The sequence below is a fragment of the Paraburkholderia sp. RL17-347-BIC-D genome, assembly GCF_046027915.1.
GTDB lineage: Bacteria > Pseudomonadota > Gammaproteobacteria > Burkholderiales > Burkholderiaceae > Paraburkholderia.
Genome location: NZ_JARESS010000016.1, coordinates 162,500 through 181,024, shown reverse-complemented (window position 1 = coordinate 181,024; position 18,525 = coordinate 162,500). Strand labels below are relative to the sequence as shown.

The following is an 18,525-nucleotide window of genomic DNA, read 5'->3' as shown; positions in this document are numbered from 1 at the left end:
CGCAAGGCATACGGGGCTTTTCTGGGCAAACTTGGGTGAGGCTGGGAAGCTAGTTGGTCCCCCTGACAGGAATCGAACCTGTATCTAGCGCTTAGGAGGCACTTGTTCTATCCATTGAACTACAGGGAGAGGACCAAACCAAAATGATCGCCGCAATCCCGCTATCGAACAAGGTCCGCGAGGATCGGGCGAGTCCAAATTCGCCAGCGAGCGCAGAGTATATCAAACACGCCCAAACGCGAGGAGGGCCGTGCAGGAGCGCCGAAGCCCGTCCCACAAAGCAAACGGCCCAGCAGTCAAAGCCTGCTGGGCCGTGTGAACTGCCCGGGCGATCGCTCCAGCGCGCGCAACGACCTAACGCAGCGCCCCGGCAGCCCAATAAACCCGCCTCAGAACTCCACTACCGCGAACTCAGCCTTGCCCACGTCGCACAGCGGGCAGCGCCAGTCTTCGGGAATCGCGGCGAAGCGCGTGCCCGGCGCGATGCCTTCTTCGGGCAGGCCTTCTTCCTCGTTGTAGATCCAGCCGCAAATCAGGCAGACCCAGCTCTTATATTCAGTCACTTCAATTACTTCGCTCACGACGCACTCTTCTCTAGTTCAATGCAAAATCCGCCCAGTCTGCCCCTTTTTTGGGCACGGCGGCGACCCGCAATATTACCGGAATTTGTCAATCCGGCTGAAAACGGCCGATGTGGCAGCGCCGCAAAGTGTCCGGCACCACGCCGAACCCACTCGACGGACCGCGTCACACACAGCGTGTATGCTCTGATCCGCAGCTGATCTTTTGGACCGGCGCGCCGGGGCGCCTGGCATGAACTGCGACGATCGGCCTCAGGCCACTGAGGCGCCATCGCCGCCGACATGGCCCGCGCATGCCTTTCGTTTCCCAAAAAGGAGAAAAACGATGTTCAAGAACAAATGGTTGGTCGGTGCGGCATTGGCCGGATTGCTCGCCGTATCCGGTGCGGCGCACGCCGCGAGCGTGTCGTTCGTGCAGCCGGCGGACGGCGCGACCGTCAGCAATCCCGTCCACGTGGTGTTCGGCGTCGACGGCATGAAGATAGCGCCGGCCGGCACGATGACGGAAGGCACGGGCCACCATCATCTGCTGGTGGACGGCAAGCCGCTGCCCAAGGGCGAGGTCATCCCCGCGAACGACAAGTCGTTGCACTTCGGCAAGGGCCAGACCGAAACCGATCTGACGCTGCCGCCGGGCGACCACACGCTGACGCTGCAATTCGGCGACGGCGCGCATCGTTCGTACGGTCCGGAAATGAGCAAGACCATCACGGTGCACGTGAAGTAACCCGCCGACGGGACAGCCGGGTGGGTGCAACTGCCCGTCCGGCGTCCGCGCCATGCGCAGCCGGGCTATCCGCGTCCGGCAAGCCGGCCGTTCGATCTATCTCTTCCGGCATACAGGCACCCGCCCGTGCGCCCGGTACAATGGGCAGTTCCGACTCATCGCTGTCTTCTCCAATTCTCCATGTCGCTTTACACCATTACCGGAGTCCAACTGGCGTTCGGTCACGTCGCGTTGCTCGATCACGCGGATTTCTCTCTCGAAGCCGGCGAACGCGTCGGGCTGATCGGCCGCAACGGCGCGGGCAAGTCGTCGCTGCTGAAGATCGTCGCCGACCTGACCAAGCCTGACGACGGCCTCGTCACGCGCCAGCAGAGTCTGAGCACGATTTACGTACCGCAGGAGCCGGAGTTCGACACGGACGACACGGTGTTCGAAGCGGTCGCCGCCGGCCTCACGCACGCCCGCGCGCTGCTGGACGAATACGACGCGGTCGCCAACCAGCTCGCCGACGAGCCGGAAGGCCCGGAGCACGACGCGCTGATGTCGCGCATGAACACGCTGCAATCGGCCCTTGACCATTCGGACGCCTGGAACTGGAGCACGCGCGTCGCGACCACGCTGCAGCAGATCGGTCTGAACGGGGAGGCGCGGGTGGGCTCGCTGTCGGGCGGCATGCAAAAGCGCGTGGCGCTGGCGCGCGCGCTGGTCGTGCAGCCGGACGTGCTGCTGCTCGACGAGCCGACCAACCACCTCGACTTCGACGGCATCCGCTGGCTCGAAGACCTGCTGGTGTCGCTGCGCGCGGGCCTGCTCTTCATTACCCACGACCGTGCGTTCCTCGACCGAGTCGCCACGCGCATCGTCGAACTGGATCGCGGGCGTCTGTTGTCGTATCCGGGTAATTTCTCGGCTTATCAGACGCGCAAGGCGCAGCAGCTCGAAGTCGAGCAAGTGGAAGCGGCCAAGTTCGACAAGCTGCTCGCGCAGGAAGAAGTGTGGATTCGCAAGGGCGTCGAGGCGCGCCGCACGCGTAGCGTCGGCCGGATTGCGCGGCTCGTGGAAATGCGCAACCAGCGCGCGGAACGCCGCAACGTGCAGGGCAACGTCAAGCTCGACGTCGGCCAGGGCGAGAAGTCCGGCAAGATCGTCGCCGAATTGACCGACGTCACCAAGCGCTACGGTTCGCGCACGGTGGTCGACAGCTTCACGGCCACCGTCATGCGCGGCGACAAGATCGGCTTTGTCGGGCCTAACGGTGCGGGCAAGACCACGCTGCTCAAGATGATCCTCGGTGAATTGGCGCCTGACGAAGGCACGGTGCGCATCGGCACGAATCTGCAGGTCGCGTATTTCGACCAGATGCGCGCGCAACTCGATCTGGACAAGAGCCTCGCCGATACCATCAGCCCGGGCAGCGAGTGGGTGGAAGTCAACGGCCAGAAGAAGCACGTCATGAGCTATCTCGGCGACTTCCTGTTCGCGCCGGAACGCGCGCGTTCGCCGGTCAAGTCGCTGTCGGGCGGCGAGCGTAACCGCCTGCTGCTCGCGCGTCTGTTCGCGCGTCCGGCCAACGTGCTGGTGCTCGACGAACCGACCAACGACCTCGACATTCCGACACTCGAACTGCTCGAAGAACTGCTCACGGAATACGACGGCACGGTGCTGCTGGTCAGCCACGATCGCGCGTTCCTCGATAACGTCGCGACCTCGGTGATCGCGTCCGAAGGCGGCGGCAAGTGGCGCGAGTATGTCGGCGGCTTTACCGATTGGCAGATCCAGCGCGACCGTTCGCAGCAAATGGCGCTGGACGCGCAGAAAGAAGCCGGCAAGGACGCGGGCAAAGATGCGGCCGCGGCCAAAGACAGTTCCGCGGGCCGCAATACGCAACGCGCCGCGAAGCTGTCGTTCAAGGAGCAGCGCGAACTGGAGGCGCTGCCGGAGAAGATCGCCGCGCTGGAAGCCGAGCAGAAAGCGATTGGCGCACAACTCGAAGACGGCTCGGTGTTCGCCAAAGACGCGCAGGAAGGCACGCGTTTGACGGAGCGCTATGCCGCGATCGACGAAGAACTGCTGGTCGCGCTCGAGCGTTGGGACGAGCTGGAAAACCGGCGCAAATGAGGCGCGGGGGCGGCGCGGGATGGGGCCGCGCCACCGCCGTCCCTTATCCAGACGGCCAATCCCGTGCATCGTGAATTGCCGCGCGTATCGAAATCAGTAAAATACCCCGCGAACAGGCTTCCCCGGCGTTCGCACCAGCGTCGACGTTGCCCGCCTTGTTGCACTTGCAGGGCAGGCTTCGAGCCGCCGTCGAGCGCGCCAACGGGAAGCCATGCGACAAAACAGCTTGCCCGCACTGCGGGCACCCCACCTAACCCCGTTGTTTCGTTTCGCTTTTTTTGAAAACTCAACGCATTGTCCACAGACCTGTGAACAGGACCTGTGGACAACGATGAACCGACGCACCCGAGTCAACCATGTCTACGAAAAAGCCAAACGCCGCGTATAGCGAAGCGTCGATCAAGGTGTTGAAGGGTCTGGAGCCGGTCAAGCAACGGCCCGGGATGTACACCCGCACCGAGAATCCGCTGCACATCATTCAGGAAGTCATCGACAACGCGTCGGACGAGGCCCTCGGCGGCCACGGCCGGCAAATCACGGTCACGCTGCACGCGGACCATTCGGTCTCGGTCGAGGACGACGGCCGTGGCATTCCCTTCGGTCTGCATCCGGAAGAAGGCGTGCCGGTCGTCGAGATCGTTTTCACGCGTCTGCACGCGGGCGGCAAGTTCGACAAAGCCGCCGGCGGCGCGTACACGTTTTCGGGCGGCTTGCACGGCGTCGGCGTGTCCGTCACCAACGCGCTGTCCACGCGCCTCGACGTTACCGTGTGGCGCGACGGCAAGATCGCCGAACTGAGTTTTGCCAATGGCGACGTCGCCAAGGAACTCGAAGTGCGGGCCGCCACGAAAGGCGACAAGAAATCCGGCACGCGTGTCACCGCGTGGGCCAATCCCAAGTACTTCGATTCGCCGAACCTGCCGCTCGGCGAACTGCAACGTCTGCTGCGTTCGAAAGCCGTGCTGCTGCCGGGCGTCGAAGTCACGCTGATCAACGAGAAAACCGGCGAACAGCAAACCTGGAAATACGAAGACGGTCTGCGCGGCTATCTGCTCGAAGGCATGAACGGCAGCGATCTGCTGATTCCGCTGTTCGAGGGCGAGCGCTATGCCGAAAACTCGCGCGCGAGCGAAGAGACATTCGCCGAAGGCGAGGGCGCCGCATGGGTCGTCGCGTGGAGCGAGGAAGGTACGCTCATGCGCGAGTCGTACGTCAACCTGATTCCGACGCCCGCGGGCGGCACTCACGAATCCGGTTTGCGCGACGGTCTGTATCAGGCAGTGAAGAGTTTCGTCGAGTTGCACAACCTGCAGCCGAAGGGCGTCAAGCTTCTCGCTGAAGACGTGTTCGCGCGCGTGTCGTTCGTGTTGTCCGCGAAGGTGCTCGATCCGCAATTCCAAGGGCAGATCAAGGAGCGCCTGAATAGCCGCGACGCGGTCAAGCTGGTGTCGTCGTTCGCGCGGCCGGCGTTGGAGTTGTGGCTGAATCAGCACGTCGAGCACGGCAAGAAGCTCGCCGACCTCGTCATCAAGCAGGCGCAGGCGCGCACGCGCGCCGGGCAGAAGGTCGAGAAGCGCAAGAGCTCGGGTGTCGCGGTGCTGCCGGGCAAGCTGACCGATTGCGAATCGACGGAAATCGGCCGCAACGAACTGTTCCTCGTCGAGGGCGACTCGGCGGGCGGCTCCGCGAAGATGGGCCGCGACAAGGAATATCAGGCCATCCTGCCGCTGCGCGGCAAGGTGCTGAACACGTGGGAAACCGAGCGTGACCGCCTGTTCGCCAACAACGAGGTGCACGACATCTCGGTGGCGATCGGCGTCGATCCGCACAGCCCTGACGACAAAGTCGACCTGTCGAATCTGCGCTACGGCAAGATCTGCATTCTGTCGGACGCGGACGTCGACGGCTCGCACATTCAGGTGCTGTTGCTCACGCTGTTCTTCAAGCATTTCCCGCAGCTGATCGAACGCGGACATGTGTGCGTCGCGCGTCCGCCGCTGTTCCGGGTCGACGCGCCCGCGCGCGGCAAGAAGCCGGCGCAGAAGCTGTACGCGCTCGACGAGGGCGAACTCGAAGCGATTCTCGACAAGCTGCGCAAGGACGGCGTGCGCGACACGCAATGGTCCATCAGCCGCTTCAAGGGTCTCGGCGAAATGAGCGCGGAACAGTTGTGGGATACCACGATGAACCCCGACACGCGGCGCCTCTCCCCGGTGGCGCTCGGCGAACTCGACTACGACGCCACGGTCGCGCGCATGACGATGCTGATGGGCAAGGGCGAAGCGGCGTCGCGCCGCAGCTGGCTGGAAGAAAAGGGCAACGAAGTAGAAGCGGATATCTGAGCGCTTTTTAAAGCGCACTCACTCCGCACGAAAACTTCACGCCAAACACGGATACGGAATCTAGATGGACGACGATAACACTCTCGACCTTTTCACCGAGCCGCCGCCCCCGGAGGGCGACTTTCTCACGCTCGGCAACTACGCGGAACGCGCGTACCTCGACTATGCGGTGAGCGTGGTCAAGGGCCGCGCGCTGCCGGATGTGTGCGACGGCCAGAAGCCGGTGCAGCGCCGCATCCTGTTCGCGATGAACGACATGGGTCTGTCCGACAACGCGAAGCCGGTCAAGTCGGCGCGCGTGGTCGGCGACGTGCTCGGTAAGTATCACCCGCACGGCGACCAGTCCGCGTACGACGCACTGGTGCGTCTCGCGCAAGACTTTTCGATGCGCTATCCGCTGATCGACGGCCAGGGCAATTTCGGTTCGCGCGACGGCGACGGCGCGGCGGCAATGCGGTACACGGAAGCGCGCCTCACGCCGATCGCGAAGCTGCTGCTCGATGAAATCAACCAGGGCACGGTCGATTTCATGAAGAACTACGACGGCGAGTTCGACGAGCCGAGGTTGTTGCCGGCGCGCTTGCCGTTCGTGCTGCTGAACGGCGCGTCCGGCATCGCGGTGGGTCTGGCCACGGAAATCCCGTCGCACAATCTGCGCGAAGTCGCGGGCGCCACCGTTGCCATGATCCGCAATCCGAAGATCACGCACGCTGAATTGATCCAGCACATTCCGGGTCCGGACTTTCCGGGCGGCGGCCAGATCATTTCGAGCGAAGCGGAAATCTCCGCGGCGTACGAATCCGGCCGCGGCAGCCTCAAGGTGCGCGCGCGCTGGAAGATCGAAGAGCTCGCACGCGGCCAGTGGCAACTGGTGATCACCGAACTGCCGCCGAATACGGCCGCGCAGAAAGTGCTCGAGGAGATCGAAGAGCAGACCAATCCGAAGATCAAGCTCGGCAAGAAGGCGCTCACGCCCGAACAGCTGCAGACCAAGCAGACCATGCTGGCGCTGCTCGACGCGGTGCGCGACGAGTCCGGCAAGGACGCGCCGGTGCGTCTCGTGTTCGAGCCGAAGTCGAGCCGCATCGATCAGACCGATTTCGTCAATACGCTGCTCGCGCATACGAGCCTGGAATCCAACGCCTCGCTGAATCTGGTGATGGTCGGTGGCGACGGCCGGCCGCGCCAGAAGGGCTTGAGCGAAATCCTGCACGAGTGGATCGCGTTCCGCTTCGCCACGGTCACGCGCCGCACGCGTCATCGTTTGTCGAAGGTCGACGACCGGATTCACATCCTCGAAGGCCGGATGATCGTCTTTTTGAATATCGACGAGGTCATCCGCATCATCCGCGAATCGGACGAGCCGAAGGTCGCGTTGATGGCCGCGTTCGGCCTGTCCGATCGTCAGGCCGAGGACATTCTTGAAATCCGGCTGCGTCAGTTGGCGCGGCTCGAGAAGATCAAGATCGAGAAGGAACTCGCCGAACTGAAAGACGAGAAGGCCAAGCTGGAAGAACTGCTCGGCAGCGAATCGGCGATGAAGCGCCTGCTCATCAAGGAAATCGAAGGCGACGCCAAGCAGTACGGCGACGAGCGCCGCACGCTGATCCAGCAGGAAAAGCGCGCGACGTTCGAAGCGCGCGTGGTCGATGAACCGGTGACGGTCGTCGTCTCGCAGAAGGGCTGGGTGCGTGCGCTGAAGGGCCACGGCCTGGACGCGGCGGGCTTCACGTTCAAGGCCGGCGACGGCCTCTATGCGGCCTTCCAGTGCCGCACGCCGGACACGCTGGTCGCGTGGGGCAGCAACGGCCGCGTCTATTCGGTTGCGGTGGCAATGCTGCCGGGCGGCCGCGGTGACGGTGTGCCGGTCACGTCGCTGATCGAACTGGAGTCGGGCAGCCATCTGATGCATTACTACGCGGCGTCCGCGGATCAGGCGTTGCTGCTTGCTTCGAGCAACGGCTTCGGCTTCGTCGCCAAGGTCGGCGACATGGTGAGCCGCGTGAAGGCCGGCAAGTCGTTCATGACGATCGACACCGGCGCCGCGCCGCTCGCGCCGATGCCGATGCTGCCGGACGCGACGCACATTGCGTGTCTCTCCTCGGGCGGGCGTTTGCTGGTGTTCGGCCTCGACGAGATGAAGACGCTCTCGGGCGGCGGCCGCGGCGTCACGCTGATGGGCCTCGACGACAAGGAAACGCTCGTGCAGGCGCTGGCCATCAATAACGCGGGTGTCGTGTTGATCGGCACGCGCCGTGGCGGCCGCGTCGACGAAGAAAAGGTGAGCGGCGCCGCGCTCGCGCCGCATATCGGCAAGCGGGCGCGCAAGGGCCGCGCGCCTGAGAGCAAGATGAAGCTCGAAGGCATGCGTCCCGTGCTGGCCGTTTAACAAAGCTTGATGCTGGAACACGGCAAGCGTCTGCTAGCATGCGAGGTGCTTGTCGTGCGTAGTACAAGACCGGGGAGCAGCATCGCCATTTCGGTGGGCATGCTGCGATAACAACTACAAAAACGGCGTGAAAGCCACGAATGCCATGGAACTGCGTGCATAGCGCGCGGTCGAATGCGCTCAATAGCCGCTCGTTATGCGCGGTGTGGCGTCGTCGGGAGAGGAAAACAACATGAATAAGGCTATCGAACTCGCGCTCTTTCTCCATCTGCTCGCGGTTGCCGTGTGGGTAGGTGGGATGGTGTTCGCGCATTTCTGTCTGCGCCCGGCAATTGCCGATCTCTCGCCTCAATTACGCTTGCCGTTGTGGGAATCGGTGTTCGGCCGCTTCTTCAATTGGGTCGGCGCCTCCGTGCTGGTGATACTCCTCACCGGCGGCTTCCTGCTGATGCAATTCGGCGGTGGGCATGCCACCTGGCCGCTGCATGCCATGGCCGGCCTCGGCATTGTGATGATGCTGATCTTCGGGCACATCCGTTTCGCCGTGTTCCCGCGCATCCGCCGCGCAGTGCAGGCGCAAAAATGGCCGGATGGCGCGCGGGCCGTCGGCACGATCCGTCGTCTGGTGCTGATCAATATCGTGCTCGGCGTGGTGACGATCGGCGTCGCGGTGCTGTCGCGCGGCTTCTAAAATTTTGCAATTACCCGTTTGAAGTCCGATCGCCGCGTGGTGACACCGCCGCGCGGCGCACCCTTGAAGCCTCGCCATCATCGAGCGAAGCGCCGCTGCGCCGTCTAGATCAGCGCGCCATACGCGAGCCACAGCCCGCACACCACCGCGACCGTCCCGTACACCACGTACACCGGCACCTTCAGCTTGGCGAAGCACATCGCGGAGAACAACGCGGTCAGCAGATAAACCGGTTTGAACGGCACATGCGCGGCAATGCGCAGCACGGCCACCGCGAGAAACGCGGTGGTGACGGCGCGCAGGATCCGCATGCCGTGCTCGAAGCGCGGATTGGCCTTCAACTGATGCAGATGCCGCTGTGCCAGCACGACGAGGCACCCCGACGGCACGAATAACGCGAGCGTGGCAATCAGCGCGCCCACCCAGCCATCCACCAGATAGCCGAAGAACGGCACCACGTTCAACAGCGGCCCCGGCGACAGCGGCGACAGCGAGAACGCCAGCGTGAAGTCGTTATCGGAGACTCCGATCGCCGGCGTGACGAACAGCGTCTTGAGCACCGGCAACGCCGAGAAGCCTCCGCCGAACAACGTCATGCCGGCACCCGCAAGCCGCGGCCACAACAGCGCCAGTTCATAGCGATGCGGCAACGGCATCGCGAACAACACGAGAAACACGCTCAGGGCGGTCAGCATTTGCCAGTCGCCGCGCGCGAACGACACGACGACGCGCGAGTTCCGAACCGGGCTCACCAGCCAGCCGGTGCCGAAGGCCGCCCCGAGCATGACGACATAAGCGGCCGGACTGCGCGCATAGAAGAGCGCGATGCAGCCCAGCACCGCCGCGCCCCATTCGAGTTTGCCGCGCACCAGCGCGCGCGTCTGTTTGTACCAGGTGATCGCGATCAGCGTGGCCAGCACGACACTGAAGTGATTGAGCAAGGTTTGCGAGGCGGCGGCGCGCACGAACGGCGTGCGATAGAAGATCGCGAACAATGTCATCAGCATGAAGAAGGGCAGCACGCTGGCAATGCCCGCGACCCACGCGCCGGCGCGTCCGCGCAGCGCATGTCCGAGTTGCACGGCGACGTTGCAGCCTACCGGGCCGGGCACCATCCAGGCGAGCGCGATCAGATCGGAGAAAGCGACGCGCGAGAGGCGTCCTTCGCGTTCGACATAGTGGTTTTCAAGTTGCGCCATGAGCGCGAGGCCGCCCCATGACAGCGCGGACAGGCCGAATACGACCCGAAACAGCGTCCATAGCGGTTCCCGTTCGCCTCGTCGGGCAGCATCCTGGCTCGTGATCATCTGCATGGCGCCACGAGCGCCCGGCACGCGGGCGCTCGTCCTTTGAGATCATCGTTTAGTGGTTTTGACGCGGCCGGCGGGCGGCATCGCGCTGTGATGCAGTACAGCGAGAATGTAGCCGGTTTTGCGGCGCTGCGGGTAGATGACCCGTGACGACCCGCTGCGTGCGCCGCTCAGGTGTTGGTGCTGGACACGCTGCTGGCGCTGTCCGCTTCGTGCGCGGTGCGGCGGCCCGTCATGCCGCAGACGCCGAAGCGTTCGAGCAGCGCCGGAATCGCGTCCACCGGCACCGGACGCGAGAACAGGAAGCCTTGCGCCTCGATATGGCCGAGCGCGGCGAGCCACGCAATCTGCTCTTCGGTCTCCGTGCCTTCGACTACCACCGTGAGTCCGAGCGAACGCGCCAGATTGACGATCGCGGTGACCATCACGCAGACGCTGCGGTCGCCCGGAATTGCCTGGATGAACGAACGGTCCACCTTCAGCGTATCCACCGAGAAGCGGTTCAGGTAGGACAGCGACGAATAGCCGGTGCCGAAATCGTCGAGCGCGATGCGCACGCCGAGACGCTTCAACGCGAAGATCTTCTCCGAGACGAGTTCGGGATACTCCATCATCGCCGTTTCGGTGATTTCGAGCTCGAGGCGGCGCGCGGAGATACCGCTTTCCTCGATGGCGTGCGAGATCGTTTCGTACAGGTCGCCGCGCCAGAATTGCACCGCCGAGATGTTCACCGCGAGCGACAGCGTGTCGTAGCCCTGTTGCTGCCACAGCGCGAGTTGCCGACAGGCGGTCTCGATCACGAAGTCGCCGATCGGCACGATCAGGCCGGTCGATTCGGCAACCGGAATGAACTCGTTGGCCGGAATCAAACCGTGCTGCGGATGATTCCAGCGCACCAGCGCCTCGAAGCCGGTAATGCAGCGGCGCGTCAGATCGATCTTCGGCTGATAGGCGAGGAACAGTTGCCCTTCGGCGAGCGCGACGCGTAACTGCTGTTCCCACTTCATCAAATGATCCGCGCGATGCGACAGTTGCGGCGAATAGAACTGATAGCAGTTCTTGCCCGCGTCTTTCGCGCTGTACATGGCGAGGTCGGCTTTTTTCAGCAGGTCGATCTCGCTTTCGTTGGTGACGGAGTAGAGCGCAATGCCGATGCTCGCATGCAGCACGAACGAACTGCCGCGCACTTCGAACGGCTTGGCGAACGCTTCGGCCGCGGCCTCGGCGAGCGCGACGGCGCGCTTCTCGACGTCGTCGCCCTTGATCACGACGACGAACTCGTCGCCGCCGATGCGGCTCAACGCGCCGCCTTCGCCGACCGCGGTGGCGAGTCGCGAGGCCGTCATTTGCAGCACGATGTCGCCGGCGTTGTGGCCGAGCGTGTCGTTGACGGTCTTGAAGTTGTCGAGATCGATAAAGAGAATCGCGAGGCGGCCGAGGTTGGCCTGCTGCGCCACGTCGTGCCGCAGCGTTTGCAAGGTCGCGTAGCGGTTGCGCAGACCGGTGAGCAGATCGTATTCGACCAGATGCGTCATCTCGCGCTCGCGGCCGAGCAGTTTGCCGATCAGGCCGGTGGCCACGGCGAAGAAGCTCAGCATGGCGAGCGAGATGAAACCCGCCATTAGCAGATAGACGTTGCGTGTGTGGTTGTAGTCGGCGAATTCTTCGGCTTGCGAGAGACCCACCAGCACGCCGAGCGGATAACCGTCGATATGCCGGTACGACACGATCCGCGTGACGTTGTCGATCGAATCGATGTAGGTGCCCGACACATGCTCCGAGGTCGGATACGAGCCGCTCGCAGAGAACGCGCCGTTGGCGGTTTCGGCGCTGCCGGTGCGCCGCGCGAGCACGGTGCCGTTGTCCGAGATCACTGCGATCACGCCTTCGCGGCCGATGGCCGCGTTGTTGTAGAAGTCGGTGGTGAAATAGCTGGGATCTTCGGAGACCACCACGACGCCCGCGAACGAGCCGTCCGGATGGTTCAGACGCCGCGTCATCTGCAATGTCCAGTGACCGGACACGCGACCGAGCACCGGCTTGCTGATATACAACTGGTCGTCGTTCTCGTGTTCGTGGACCTTGAAGTGTTCACGGTCGGATAGATCGATGCGCCTGGGATTGAGTTCGGCGGTGTTGGCGATCAGCGTGCCGTGCTCGTCGATCAAGGACACCTGCACCAGCGTCTCGCTTTGCACTACGCCTTTTTCCACTGTGCTGGCGAGATCGAAATGATTCGGCGTCTTCTCGAACTCGAATTTGACAAAGCGGGTGATCTGATCGACCTGGTGAATCGCCTTGACCGTGTGCTGCTCCAGCGCCGCGGAGAGAATCGCAGCAGAGGCCATGGCTTCACGATAAGTGGCTTCTTTCTCGACCGACAGACGCGCGAAGATCACCGTCCAAAGCAGGATCAGGACCAATACGCCGAGCGCGGGAATCGCGAGCAAAGCGCGCCGGCGCGACACTGCGGGATCGCGCCGTGCTTTGGCTTCGCGCTGGTCGGAGAAGCGGGATTGACTCATCGGGCGGCCCGTGCGTGGGTGCCGGCCGGTTGCAAACGAACGAGCGTCGACTGCGCTGATTTCATGAGTGGCTGCATGGTGACCAAGGTGCCGGAACTGCTGCGCAGAAGAGATAAGCGTGGCGCCGTGCCTGACCATCCGCAGGTCATCGGGTACGTCTCGATATTACTTAATGCCACTGGATTAAGGAAGAGGCCGGGCATCGGGTATACGAGGGCGCGGCAAGCTGCCCGGTGCGGCGATTTTGACACCCCGTCCGGCCAATCTTGAGGCGGCCGCTGCGCTGTCGTGTTCGAGTATTTCATCGGGAATCGGCGGCGAGGCGCGCCGGCATTCAGGTGTGCCAGGCCTTTAACAGGCCTCTCCCAATGCAAGGCGCATTTAATCGCGCAAACGATGCGGCGTTTTGTGGTCAAGCGCGGCCAGGCAGGGCGAACCCTATGCCGCTTCCGGTTGCATGCCTGACACATGAACGAGGCAAGGGGCGTGCCGATCAGGGCAAGCGAAACGTGCCGTCGACAATCGTCACCGACGGGCCGCCGATCCATGTCTTGCGGCGTGCGTCGTCGTAGTGCACGGAAACCTGGCCGGCTCGGCCCAGCGCGGTGCCTTGACGGGCTGAATAGTGCGTGCCCGGGCGCAACTGCTGGGCGCTCAGCAGGCCGGCGAGCGCCGCATTGGCGCTGCCTGTCACAGGGTCTTCACCGATGCCGAAACTACCGCCGGCCATCAGGCAGCGTACCTCGAAAGTGGCCGGGCCGCCGGCCTCGTGCGGGCCGTAGACGGCGAGGCCATGCGTATTGACCGAACGCACGATGTCGGCTAACGCGGCGGCATCGGGTTCCAGCGCGAGGCATTCACGCGCCGAATTGACGCGCACCACGAGCCACGGCGCACCATTGTCGACCGCGCAGGGCGTCGCGCTGAAATCGATCGCGTCGCTACGTAAAGCCGTAGAGAGTGCCGCGTAGCGATCCTCGGCAAGCGGCTTGACTCGCGCGGGCGGCGCGGCGAAGGCCCACGCGCCGTCCGCTCCCGGCAGCGCCTCGAGTTCGACGAGTCCCACGCCGCATTGCTGCACGAGCTTGCCGGCCTGCTTCGGCTGATAGCCGCTTTCGCGCAGCGCGTGCGCGGTGCCGAGCGTCGGATGACCCGCGAACGGCAGTTCGCCATGCGTGGTGAAAATGCGCACGCGATAGTCGGCGGCCGGGTCGGTCGGCTTCAACAGGAAAGTCGTTTCGGAGAGATTGGTCCAGTGGGCGATGGCCTGCATCTGATTCGCATCGAGTGCATCGGCATCGAACACGACGGCAAGCGGATTGCCTTTGAACGGCACCGACGTGAACACGTCGACTTGTTTGAAACGGACAGTGTGAGCGGGCATCGGGCGCGGTCCAGCGAATCAAACGGATGGATAGGGTTGGCGGATTCTATCCGTTGACGGCGGAACGATCTACCTCGCCACAAATGCAAAACGCGCCGCGGGTGGCTGACACCTCGCGACGCGTTCCTGTTCCGCTGCGCCGGATGAACCGGCGGCGTCGACTGCGTTACTCGACTTCGGCGATCATCTCGATCTCGACGCACGCGCCGAGCGGAATCTGGGCGACGCCGAATGCCGAACGCGCATGCTTGCCGCGTTCGCCGAACACGTCGGCGACCAGTTCGGACGCGCCGTTGGTGACCAGATGCTGTTCGGTAAACTCGAGCGTCGAGTTGACGAGGCTCATCAGCTTGACGATGCGCGTGACGCGGTTCAGATCGCCGACATGCGCGTGCAGCGTGGCGAGCAGGTCGATGGCGATCGAGCGTGCGGCGGCTTTGCCTTCCTCGGTCGTGAGGGTGGCGCCGAGCTTGCCGGTCCACACCTTGCCGTCCTTCTTGGCGATATGTCCGGAGAGATACACCGTGTTGCCGCTTTGCGCGCTCATCACATACGCGGCAGCCGGTGCGCCGGCGGTCGGCAGTTCGATGCCCAGTTCCTCGAGCCTGTCGTAAATATTCGTTTGAGCCATGGTGTGTCCTTCGTCAGTAGTGGAATTCGCTGGATGCGGGCCGGGCGAAAATCGCGCAAACCGCGCGCAAACAAGCGCGCGGCAGCGTTTAGATTTTCGCGCGGATCAGCGCGCCGAGACGCGACACGCCTTCGTCGATTTTGGCCGGCGGCACCGTCACGAACGACAGGCGCAGCGTGTTGTGTTGCGCTTCGCTCGCGAAGAACGGACCGCCCGGCACGAACGCGACGTTCTGCGCGACAGCTTCTTCCAGCAGCTTCATGCTGTCGATCTGCGCGGGCAGATTCACCCACACGAACATGCCGCCTTCCGGGCGGTTCCAGCTTACGCCTTCCGGCATGTAGCGTTCGAGCGAGGCCAGCATGGCCGCGCATTGATCACGATACAGTTCGCGGATGGTCGGTACGTGCGTGTCGAGGAAGCCGTCCTTGATCACTTCGTACACGATGCGCTGCGTGAAGCTCGGCGTGTGCAGATCCGTGGCTTGCTTGGCTTGCACGAGTTTGAAGATCAACTCTTCCGGCGCGATGATGTAGCCGACCCGCAGGCCCGGCGCCAGCACCTTCGAGAAAGAACCGAGATGGACGATGTGGTCAGGCGCCATCGACAGCATGGTGGGCAGCGGTTCGCCCGCGTAGTCGAGCGCGCCGTACGGATCGTCTTCGATCACCGGGAACGGCGCGGTCTTCGCGAATTCGGCGAGCGCGCGACGGCGTTCGACCGGCAGGCGGCGCCCCGTCGGGTTCTGGAAATTGGGTTGCGCGTACAGGAGGCGCGCGCCGGCCGTCAGTTCGGGCGTGAGCCCTTCGGGGACGAGGCCTTGTTCGTCGGTCGGCACTTGCACGTAGCGCGGCTCGTACATGGAGAACGATTGCAGCGCGCCGAGGTAGGTCGGCGTTTCGACCAGCACCGGGCTGTCCGGACATACCAGCACCTTGCCGAGAAGGTCGAGCGCCTGCTGCGAGCCGGTCGTGATCAGCACCTGAGTCGGACGAATCTGCGCGCCGTTCACCGAATAGCGCTTCGCGACCCATTCACGCAGCGGCAGAAAGCCTTCGGTCGCGCTGTATTGCAGCGCCGCGGCGGGTTCGTCGCGCAGAATGCGGTCCGCTGCCGCGCGCATGCGTTCGGCCGGGAAGGTCGCCGGCGAAGGCAGGCCGCCCGCGAACGAAATGACTTCGGGCCGCTCCGTGACCTTCAGAATCTCGCGGATCGCCGAGCTCGTGAGCTTGCGTGCGCGTTCGGACAATTGCCACGTGGGGGCTTTCAAGTCGCTTTGGTCCATGGTCTCCTCTGCTGGTACTGGAACCGGTCAAAACTTCAATTATCGCGCGAGTCGGCGACCCGCGCGCGCTGCTTATTTAAGGGTCCGTAGACCGTCGGGCGTCTCAAATTCGGCGCTGAGCGCCGGGGCGCCTTGCGTGGGCTGCAACTCGATCAGATGCGCTGCGCCGAGCCAACGCAGTTGCGCCGCCATAGTATCGGCTTGCGGATGCGCGCCTTTCAAGGCTCTCAGCGAAATCTCCGTTTCCGGCAAGGCCGTGGACGGATGGTTCGTCGTATCCCACTGGATCAACGAGGGCAGCACGCCGTCGCCGATGCCTTGCCAGGCGGGGAACGCGCCGTCGTCGGACACGGTCAGGCCCCACGTGAAATCGCCGCGCGTCATCGGCACGACGGGTGGAATGCGCTGCGGATACTGCGCCTGCCACGTCGGCAGATGTTTCGGCCGCTCGACCCGGGCGACCCAGTGCGACAGATACGGTCCGTTTTCGAGCCGCGCGTGCGTTGCCGGGTCGTCGAGGGCAAAGAGGCGCGGGCGTGGCGCGCTGCCGTCGGCTGGCGCAGTGGCCAACGATGCGGCCTGCGGATCGACCGCGATCACTTCCAGGTACACGCCGCCCCACAAGTTCAGCAGGCGGTTGTGCGTGCGCATCAGCGGATGCGCGCCGCCGCCGGCCGGTGCGACGCCGAGCGTATCGGCGACGTACCGCGTGCCCTCGTCGAGGGTGCGGGCGGAAATCACGAGGTGATCGAGGCGGAGCGGATGAGCAGTCATGACGGATCGGGGAAAACGGTTTCTGCGGTAAACCGGAGCGTGCCGGGTGTCGCGGCAACGCTGCCGGGGCCGTAAGCATAACCGTTTGCCGGATCGGCGGGCCATGCGGATGGGTGTTCGGCAGGGTTTTGCCGGAGAGCGCGTAGGCGTGGTGAGGCTTGCCGTGCCGCATTCCATCCTTTACTGCTCTCAAATGTAACGACGCCGACCGGCACAGTAACGGTACAATCCATTCGATACTGTTCGGTACAGTTGGAGCCCGTCATGTCCGTCCCGCTCGCCCAGATTCCCGCCCCGCACGACACGGCGTCGCTGACGCTGGTCGAGCAGCTCGTCCAGTGGGCGCGCCGCCGCATCGAGGAGCGCGTGTTCCGCCCCGGCATGCGCATGCCGTCGATCCGCAAGCTCGCGCTCGACAAGGGCGTGTCGCGCTTCACCGTGGTCGAGGCGTACGAACGGCTGGTGGCGCAGGGTTTTCTGGAGTCGCGGCGCGGCTCCGGGTTCTATGTGCGCGAGCGGCTGGGCGCGTCGGCCAGCACCGAGATTCATCCGCTCACCGAGGCGGCGCCGGCGCCTGCCACGATCGACGTGGTCTGGCTGCTGCGCAACATGCTGCACACCGGCGCGCGGCCAGAACGCAGTCCCGGTCTGGGTTATCTGCCGGCGCGCTGGCTCGACGGCGACCTGATCACCAACGCGCTGCGCACGCTCGGCCGGCAAAGCGGCGCGCAGATGCTCGGCATCGGCACGCCGCTGGGTTTCTTGCCGCTGCGCCAGCAATTGCAGACGCGGCTCGAGGAACTGGAGATCGGCGCATCGCCGGATCAAATCGTGATGGTGTCCGGCATCACGCAGGCCATCGACCTGATCTCGCGCATCTACGTCAAGCCGGGCGATGCCGTGATCGTCGGCGATCCGGCGTGGTTTCAGATGTTCGGGCGTTTCGCGTCGCAGGGGGCGCGGCTGGTCGGCATGCCGTATACGCCGGACGGCCCGGATCTCGACTCGCTCGAGTCGCTCGTGCAGACGTGGCGGCCGAAAATGCTGGTGATCAATTCGGTGCTGCAAAACCCGACCGGCACGTCACTCACAGCGGCCCAGGCGTTCCGCATTCTGCGTCTTGCCGAAGCGTACGATTTCATCGTCGTCGAGGATGATATTTATGGCGATCTATGTCCGCCGAGCTATCCGGGCACGCGCCTGGCGAGCCTCGACCAGTTGAAGCGCGTGATCTACCTCGGCAGTTTTTCGAAGACGCTCGCGCCGAATCTGCGGGTCGGTTTCGTCGCCTGCGCGCCTGAAGTGGCCACGGCGGTCAGCGACCAGAAGATGCTGGTCGGCATGACGAGCCCGGAACTGAATGAGCGTGTGCTGTACAAGATCCTGACCGAGGGCCACTACCGGCGGCATGTCGAACGGCTGCGTGTGCGGCTCGACGGCGTGCGCGAGAAATCCGTGCGGATGCTGGAGAAGACCGGCCTGAAGCTGTTCCTGACGCCCATGGCTGGCATGTTCCTGTGGGCCGACACGGGCGTCGACGCCGACGCGCTGGCGGCCGCCGGCCACGAGGCCGGTTTTCTGCTGACGCCCGGCAGCCTGTTTTCCCCGCAGCAGTCGTCGACCACCTGGATGCGCTTCAATATTTCCAACTGCGGCGATCCGGAGCTGGCAACCTTTTTGTGCCGTTATCTCGACAGCGTGGCGCGCCGCGCCTCTTGAAACCGCGCCGGCTTGCCCCCAATTACGCGGACAATCCGGCGGCCGGCGC

13 protein-coding genes and 1 tRNA gene are annotated in these 18,525 nt (G+C 64.1%); 6 read left to right on the top strand and 8 right to left on the bottom strand.

Annotated elements, in window-relative coordinates:
* Positions 1-54 precede the first annotated feature (54 nt).
* A tRNA-Arg gene (locus P0D96_RS22690) sits at positions 55-129 on the bottom strand.
* 260 nt (positions 130-389) lie between these two features.
* On the bottom strand, positions 390-581 hold the full coding sequence (locus P0D96_RS22685; RefSeq protein WP_007175738.1) for a rubredoxin: 192 nt from the start codon (positions 579-581) through the stop codon (positions 390-392).
* 325 nt (positions 582-906) lie between these two features.
* Here P0D96_RS22685 and P0D96_RS22680 point away from each other — a divergent pair, with 325 nt between their 5' ends.
* From P0D96_RS22680 to P0D96_RS22660, 5 genes are all read left to right on the top strand, one after another.
* Complete coding sequence (locus P0D96_RS22680) at positions 907-1,308, top strand: DUF4399 domain-containing protein (protein ID WP_408315378.1); 402 nt, start codon at positions 907-909, stop codon at positions 1,306-1,308.
* A gap of 180 nt (positions 1,309-1,488) precedes the next feature.
* Positions 1,489-3,426: an ATP-binding cassette domain-containing protein gene (locus P0D96_RS22675; RefSeq protein ID WP_408315376.1), complete on the top strand. Its 1,938-nt coding sequence runs from the start codon at positions 1,489-1,491 to the stop codon at positions 3,424-3,426.
* A 356-nt stretch (positions 3,427-3,782) separates the two neighbouring features.
* The gene (locus P0D96_RS22670) at positions 3,783-5,768 is read left to right on the top strand and encodes a DNA topoisomerase IV subunit B (RefSeq protein ID WP_408315375.1); all 1,986 of its coding nucleotides are present in this window, start codon (positions 3,783-3,785) and stop codon (positions 5,766-5,768) included.
* Positions 5,769-5,832: 64 nt separating this feature from the next.
* The gene (parC, locus tag P0D96_RS22665) at positions 5,833-8,157 is read left to right on the top strand and encodes a DNA topoisomerase IV subunit A (RefSeq protein WP_408315373.1); all 2,325 of its coding nucleotides are present in this window, start codon (positions 5,833-5,835) and stop codon (positions 8,155-8,157) included.
* 232 nt (positions 8,158-8,389) lie between these two features.
* Positions 8,390-8,848 carry a CopD family protein gene (locus P0D96_RS22660; RefSeq protein ID WP_408315371.1) on the top strand — a complete coding sequence of 153 codons (459 nt, stop codon included), beginning with the start codon at positions 8,390-8,392 and terminating at the stop codon, positions 8,846-8,848.
* A 104-nt stretch (positions 8,849-8,952) separates the two neighbouring features.
* Here the strand turns inward: P0D96_RS22660 and P0D96_RS22655 are convergent, their stop codons facing one another.
* The 6 genes from P0D96_RS22655 to P0D96_RS22630 form a co-directional block, all read right to left on the bottom strand.
* The gene (locus tag P0D96_RS22655; protein WP_342960565.1) at positions 8,953-10,161 is read right to left on the bottom strand and encodes a chromate transporter; all 1,209 of its coding nucleotides are present in this window, start codon (positions 10,159-10,161) and stop codon (positions 8,953-8,955) included.
* 167 nt (positions 10,162-10,328) lie between these two features.
* On the bottom strand, positions 10,329-12,683 hold the full coding sequence (locus P0D96_RS22650) for a bifunctional diguanylate cyclase/phosphodiesterase (protein WP_342960554.1): 2,355 nt from the start codon (positions 12,681-12,683) through the stop codon (positions 10,329-10,331).
* A 493-nt stretch (positions 12,684-13,176) separates the two neighbouring features.
* A complete protein-coding gene (locus P0D96_RS22645) occupies positions 13,177-14,067 on the bottom strand; it encodes a PhzF family phenazine biosynthesis protein (RefSeq protein ID WP_408315369.1) in 891 nt (296 codons plus the stop codon).
* A gap of 166 nt (positions 14,068-14,233) precedes the next feature.
* Complete coding sequence (locus P0D96_RS22640) at positions 14,234-14,698, bottom strand: RidA family protein (RefSeq protein WP_132375398.1); 465 nt, start codon at positions 14,696-14,698, stop codon at positions 14,234-14,236.
* Between the two features lie 88 nt (positions 14,699-14,786).
* Positions 14,787-15,983, bottom strand: a complete 1,197-nt coding sequence (locus tag P0D96_RS22635; protein ID WP_408315367.1) for an aminotransferase-like domain-containing protein — start codon at positions 15,981-15,983, stop codon at positions 14,787-14,789.
* Between the two features lie 72 nt (positions 15,984-16,055).
* Entirely contained in the window at positions 16,056-16,757 is a 702-nt protein-coding gene (locus tag P0D96_RS22630; RefSeq protein WP_408315365.1) for a VOC family protein, read from the bottom strand.
* A gap of 264 nt (positions 16,758-17,021) precedes the next feature.
* Between P0D96_RS22630 and P0D96_RS22625 the strand changes: the two genes are divergently transcribed.
* Positions 17,022-18,476, top strand: a complete 1,455-nt coding sequence (locus P0D96_RS22625) for an aminotransferase-like domain-containing protein (RefSeq protein ID WP_408287342.1) — start codon at positions 17,022-17,024, stop codon at positions 18,474-18,476.
* Positions 18,477-18,525 lie beyond the last annotated feature (49 nt).

Excerpts from the sequence above, each read along its gene's own strand:
- P0D96_RS22680 (WP_408315378.1), top strand. The coding sequence starts at position 907 with ATGTTCAAGAACAAATGGTTGGTCGGTGCGGCATTGGCCGGATTGCTC.
- P0D96_RS22675 (WP_408315376.1), top strand. The coding sequence starts at position 1,489 with ATGTCGCTTTACACCATTACCGGAGTCCAACTGGCGTTCGGTCACGTC.
- P0D96_RS22670 (WP_408315375.1), top strand. The coding sequence starts at position 3,783 with ATGTCTACGAAAAAGCCAAACGCCGCGTATAGCGAAGCGTCGATCAAG.
- parC (WP_408315373.1), top strand. The coding sequence starts at position 5,833 with ATGGACGACGATAACACTCTCGACCTTTTCACCGAGCCGCCGCCCCCG.
- P0D96_RS22660 (WP_408315371.1), top strand. The coding sequence starts at position 8,390 with ATGAATAAGGCTATCGAACTCGCGCTCTTTCTCCATCTGCTCGCGGTT.
- P0D96_RS22655 (WP_342960565.1), bottom strand. The coding sequence starts at position 10,161 with ATGCAGATGATCACGAGCCAGGATGCTGCCCGACGAGGCGAACGGGAA.
- P0D96_RS22650 (WP_342960554.1), bottom strand. The coding sequence starts at position 12,683 with ATGAGTCAATCCCGCTTCTCCGACCAGCGCGAAGCCAAAGCACGGCGC.
- P0D96_RS22645 (WP_408315369.1), bottom strand. The coding sequence starts at position 14,067 with ATGCCCGCTCACACTGTCCGTTTCAAACAAGTCGACGTGTTCACGTCG.
- P0D96_RS22640 (WP_132375398.1), bottom strand. The coding sequence starts at position 14,698 with ATGGCTCAAACGAATATTTACGACAGGCTCGAGGAACTGGGCATCGAA.
- P0D96_RS22635 (WP_408315367.1), bottom strand. The coding sequence starts at position 15,983 with ATGGACCAAAGCGACTTGAAAGCCCCCACGTGGCAATTGTCCGAACGC.
- P0D96_RS22630 (WP_408315365.1), bottom strand. The coding sequence starts at position 16,757 with ATGACTGCTCATCCGCTCCGCCTCGATCACCTCGTGATTTCCGCCCGC.
- P0D96_RS22625 (WP_408287342.1), top strand. The coding sequence starts at position 17,022 with ATGTCCGTCCCGCTCGCCCAGATTCCCGCCCCGCACGACACGGCGTCG.